We start from the raw sequence: 4,695 nt of genomic DNA, 5'->3' as shown, positions 1-4,695 counted from the left end.
GACGTGCTGCTGCGCGGGCAGGGCGAGCTGGAGCAGCTCCTGGTGTCCCTGCCGCGCGCCGTCGAGGTCGGGCAGTCGGTGTACTCCGGCGGCGCCGTCTCCCTCGGCCTCGCGCTCACCTTCTTCGAGCCGCCGCCGTGCACCCAGGGCTACGAGGCGACCGCGCGGCGTGGCGCGCTCGACACCGGACCCGCCGCCTTCAACGCGGACGCCGCCTGCGCCCTGCCGAGGTGAGCGCGCCGGTGGAGGGCAACCCTTCGGCGGTGTGAGATTGCTCCAACCGTCGCAACCGGTTACGCCTGTCGGAATTGTCGGCCTGGTCAACCATGATGATCACATGACCTACGAACCGTTCCCCGGCGGCGAAGGCGCCGTTGTGGGAATCGAATCCCTCACCCTGGACGGCGCCAGGCACTACTTCGCCTTCAACTACCCCTCCGACTCCGTGCTGTCCCCGCTGATCGACGACGCGGCGGCCATGGCCGAGTTCGCGGCCGAGCACTTCACCCAGACCGACGGCGAGCACGACGCCGCCTACTGGGCCGAGCTGGTCGAGATCGCCGACGAGGAGTCGGGGCTCGCCGAGTTCGAGAACACGTTCTTCGAGAGCGAGGAGCTGGAGCGCGGCGAGACCACCTACCACCTGCGCTACCTGCTCGGCGCGGCCTGCGCGTGGGACAGCGCGATCCTGAAGGACGCCGAGGTGCTCGCCGCGCTCGACCGGCTCGGGCTCGGGCACGAGTGGGACGACCTCGACAAGTGCACCGAGCTCGACGGCGCCGACGCCGAGTACGTGGTGGAGCGCTACTTCGAGCACATCGGCGAGCTGCTGGAGAGCAGCTGGCGCACGGCCTTCGCCCCGCTGTTCGACCGCTGACGGCGGGCTGACCCGCGTCGGGGGCGCGGAGCGGTCGCGGGGAGGGGGCCGGGAACGGGTTGGCCGGTCGCGCAGGTACCGGCCAACCGCTCCCACGACGCCCCTCCGAACCCGGACCGCCCCGGTTCCGCTCCGCTCGCGCCGTGCGCCGGGGGCCCGCAAAACCGTTTGGCCGCAAGCGATCCCCCTGCTAGCTTCGCGCCCATGCCGCTGCCCGCCGCCGACACCGAGGCCCGGTTCGCCGCGCTCACCCCGGAGGAGCTGCTGCCCGGCGTCGCCGAGCTCGCGCGGCGCCTGGGGCTGACCGCCGCCCCCGAGCGCTTCGCCTCCGGGTCGCTCCCGGTCTACTCGGTCGGCCACGACCACGTGCTCAAGCTCTTCCCCGCGCTGCACCTCTCGGAGGTCGCCGCGGAGCGGGACGTCCTGGCCGCCGTGCACGGCAGGCTCCCGGCGCCCACGCCCGAACTCCTCGGCTCCGGGGAGTTCCAGGGCTGGGGGTACGTCCACATGGGACGGTTGCACGGCGACGAGGTCCACCTGCGGTGGCCCCTGCTGGGCGCCGCCGAGCGGGCCGACCTCGCCCACCGGGTCGGCGAGTGCCTCGCCGCGCTGCACGAGATCCCCTCGCCGGTCGCCGAACCCGCCGACTGGGCCGCGTTCACCGCGCGGCAGCGCGCGGGCTGCGTCGAGCGGCAGCGGGCGCGCGGGCTCGCGGAGCGGTGGGTCGAGCAGATCCCCGACTTCCTCGACTCCGTCGACCTCGGCGCGGAGCCGCGGGTCCTCGCGCACACCGAGGTCATGGGCGCCCACCTGCTCACGAGCGGCGGCAGGCTCACCGGGCTGTTCGACTTCGAGCCCGCCATGCCCGCCGCGCGCGAGTACGAGTTCGTCGCCACCGGCGTCTTCCTCACGCGCGGCGACCGGGCCGCCAACCGGGCGCTGCTCGCCGGGTACGGGCGCGAGGTCGACCCGCGCCGCGTCATGGCCTACACCCTGCTGCACGCGTACTCGAACCTGCCCTGGTACCTCAGGGAGGCGCCGAGCCGCGCCACCACGTTCGACGGCCTGGCGCAGGACTGGTTCGGCGGCTGACCGTCAGCCGAGCGCCTCGACGTAGGCCCACGCCCCGTCGACCCGGCGGAACGCGCTCCGCTCGTGCAGCTCCTCCCGGCCGCCCGACCAGCGGTAGTGCGCCCGGAACTCCACCTCGCCCTCGGCGTCCAGCACGCCCCCGCCGGTCCACGACAGCACCTCCAGGTGCAGCCACCTCTGCCCCGGCTCCAGCTCCAGCGCCTCCGGTCGGGTGTCCGGGTGCCAGGTGCGCAGCAGGTAGTCGGTGTCGCCCACCGCGAACGCGCAGTAGCGCGAGCGCATCAGCGCCACTGCCGTCGGCGCGCGCTCGCCGCCGTGGTAGCGGGCGCAGCACTCGTCGTACGGGGAACCGGAACCGCAGGGGCAGCGCATGGGCACAGTAAAGCGGCCACCCTCCCCGGCTGGCGCGCTGGGGAGGGTGGCGGACTGGGGAAGCGCGCGGGTCAGGCGCAGGCCGTTCCGTTCAGCACGGGAGACGTGAACGGGGGCGTGCCGCCGCTGAAGCTCGCCGAGTAACCGGTGGTCGCGGTTCCACCGGTGGCGATCCCGCCGTTCCAGGACGCGCTGGTGACCCGGACCTGGTCGCCCAGGTCGGTCCACGTCCCGCTCCAGCCCTGGGAGACGGCCACGCCGGGTGCGGAGAACTCCAAGGTCCAGCTCTGGAGCGCCGGACCCCGGTTCTCGATCACCACCTCGCCGGTGTAGCCGCCCGACCACGAGCTGACCACCCGGTGCCGCACCACGCAGGCCGCGCCGTTCGGCGGGGGCGTGGTGGTGGTCGTGGTGACGCGCGTGGTCGTGGTGGTCGTCGTTGTCGTCGTCGGGACGGGGCCCGCGGCCACCGCCATGTCGTACGCGCGCTGCGGCACGAACTGGCCCGCGCCCGCGATGCAGCCGTCCGCCTCGCCGGGGATCTTCACCCACAGGAAGGCGTCGATCTGCGAGTCGCCGGTGTTCCTGGTGCTCGGGGTGCCGATCGCGCGGCCGGGCGGGTCGCACCACTCGCTGCCGAGCGGCCCGTTGCCGTTGCGGCTGGTGTCGACGACGGCCTTGAGCCTGCCGTCGCCGAGCGCGTTCAGGGTGGCCTTGGCGAACGCCACCTCGTCGGCGGTGCGGCGGTAGTTGGAGACGTTGGTCGCGATGCCGTCCGCGCTGGTGGAGACCTCCGCCGCGCGCAGCCGGTTCGCGGCCTCGGCCGGGGTCAGCCAGGCCGAGTGGCCGATGTCGAAGTACACCTTCGCCTGGCCCGACGCGGCCTTGAGCGCCTTGCCCGCGTAGGCCATCGACGCGCGGGTCTCGGCCTGCTGGGACGCGCTCTGGCAGGTGCTCATGATCGGGAGGACGTCGGGTTCGAGGATGATCGCGGCCGGGCGGCCCGCGAGTCCCGCCGCGAACTGGTCGACCCACTGCCGGTAGGCGCTGTGCGAGGGCGCGCCGCCGCCGCTCGCGCCGCCGCAGTCGCGGTTGGGGATGTTGTAGACCACCAGGATCGGGGTCTTGCCCGCCGACGCCGCCGCCGAGGTGTGGGCGTCCACCTCGGAGCGGATCGTGGACGTGTTGGTCGTGGTGAACCACCTCGCCTGGGGGACCGAGGCGACGCGGTCGCGGATGACGGCGGCCCTGCTGTCGTTCGGGTTCGCCGCCACCCACCTGGCCGCGCTGGTCGCCGGGTCGGAGTAGAACTCCGAGTCCGCCGCCACCGCCGCGGGGGAAGCCGTCCCCGTGGCGAGGGCGGTGGCCGCGGCGACCAGCGCGCTGGACAGCGCTCCCGCTGCCACCTTCCCGCGACGGGACTTCGACGGCGTGGCGCCGTTGCCGCGCGCCGTGGTCGTTGATCGCATGGTGTGGTTCCTCTTCGCAGCGTCGTTGCTGGGACGGGGTTGTCACTCAGGGGCTGGGAGCGCTCCCAGGTGGCCGGGACTGTAACCGCCGGGAAACGGCGTCGAAAAGGGTGCGGGAGTGGTCTTGCCTGGGGGAGGTGGGGTGGAATCGCTCACCCTGCGTCGAGAAGGCGGGGTTTTGGGACGGGCGGACGGGGAGATCGGGCTGGAATCGCTCACCGGCGGTGACCGGCGGGCGGGCGTTCCTGGGGGTGGTGGGGCCGTTCCGGGTGGGACCCCGCGCGCGTGCGGGTGGCAAGTGAAATCGGTGGCGCTTTTCCGTCGAATTGCGTCGAACGCGGCACCGTTTCCTGGTGCTGACGGGTGAACGTTCGCCAACAGAGGTCGGGTTCACGGGAGTGAACGCCGCTTTTGCGAGGTTCCGGGGGCCGGTCGGCGCGGTTCCTGGTCACCGGTCGGGCCCGCGGCCCGCGCGCTCGCGGCGCTCGGCGTTCGGCTCAGCGCGCGACGCCGACCGGTGCACCGGCCGGTGGACTGCGGGCGAAGTCAGTCAAGGCTTTGTGGTCGAACCCTCTTTTCAGGCTGTTTCGATGCCGTTACAGTCCGAACCTGGGAGCGCTCCCAGAGGCGCTCCGCCCCTCGCAGCCCCGGAGGAACCGCCATGCGACGACGCATGAACGGCCACCCGCGCGGGACCCGGCCCATCCAGGCCGAGCCACCGACGCGACCGCCGAACCACCCCGCGCCGACGGCGGACTCCGGACGGTGAACTTCGGCACGGGCCGTTCTGCGCGCCCAGGCGACCCGTGCCGACCCCCACCTCCCGCCCAGCGGACCACCCCCGGACGAGCGGGCGGTCCGCCAGGGCGGTGAACCGCGCGCTCG

The 4,695-nt window shown here is 73.4% G+C and carries 4 protein-coding genes and 1 pseudogene; 3 read left to right on the top strand and 2 right to left on the bottom strand.

What is annotated here, in order from left to right:
- From ACTUAL_RS29600 to ACTUAL_RS29590, 3 genes and pseudogenes are all read left to right on the top strand, one after another.
- Window positions 1-234, top strand: a pseudogene (locus ACTUAL_RS29600) (ABC transporter substrate-binding protein); the annotation flags it as partial.
- 103 nt (window positions 235-337) lie between these two features.
- Window positions 338-877 carry a hypothetical protein gene (locus ACTUAL_RS29595; RefSeq protein WP_096492698.1) on the top strand — a complete coding sequence of 180 codons (540 nt, stop codon included), beginning with the start codon at window positions 338-340 and terminating at the stop codon, window positions 875-877.
- A 204-nt stretch (window positions 878-1,081) separates the two neighbouring features.
- Entirely contained in the window at window positions 1,082-1,969 is an 888-nt protein-coding gene (locus ACTUAL_RS29590) for an aminoglycoside phosphotransferase family protein (protein ID WP_440902540.1), read from the top strand.
- A gap of 3 nt (window positions 1,970-1,972) precedes the next feature.
- Here ACTUAL_RS29590 and ACTUAL_RS29585 read toward each other — a convergent pair whose 3' ends face one another.
- A complete protein-coding gene (locus tag ACTUAL_RS29585; RefSeq protein ID WP_440902539.1) occupies window positions 1,973-2,341 on the bottom strand; it encodes a YchJ family protein in 369 nt (122 codons plus the stop codon).
- Window positions 2,342-2,412: 71 nt separating this feature from the next.
- Window positions 2,413-3,810 carry a glycoside hydrolase family 6 protein gene (locus tag ACTUAL_RS29580; protein WP_440902538.1) on the bottom strand — a complete coding sequence of 466 codons (1,398 nt, stop codon included), beginning with the start codon at window positions 3,808-3,810 and terminating at the stop codon, window positions 2,413-2,415.
- Window positions 3,811-4,695 lie beyond the last annotated feature (885 nt).

The sequence above is a fragment of the Actinosynnema sp. genome, assembly GCF_052038725.1.
The sequence above is the reverse complement of the archived record's forward strand: the minus strand, read 5'-3'. Positions and strand labels throughout refer to the sequence as shown.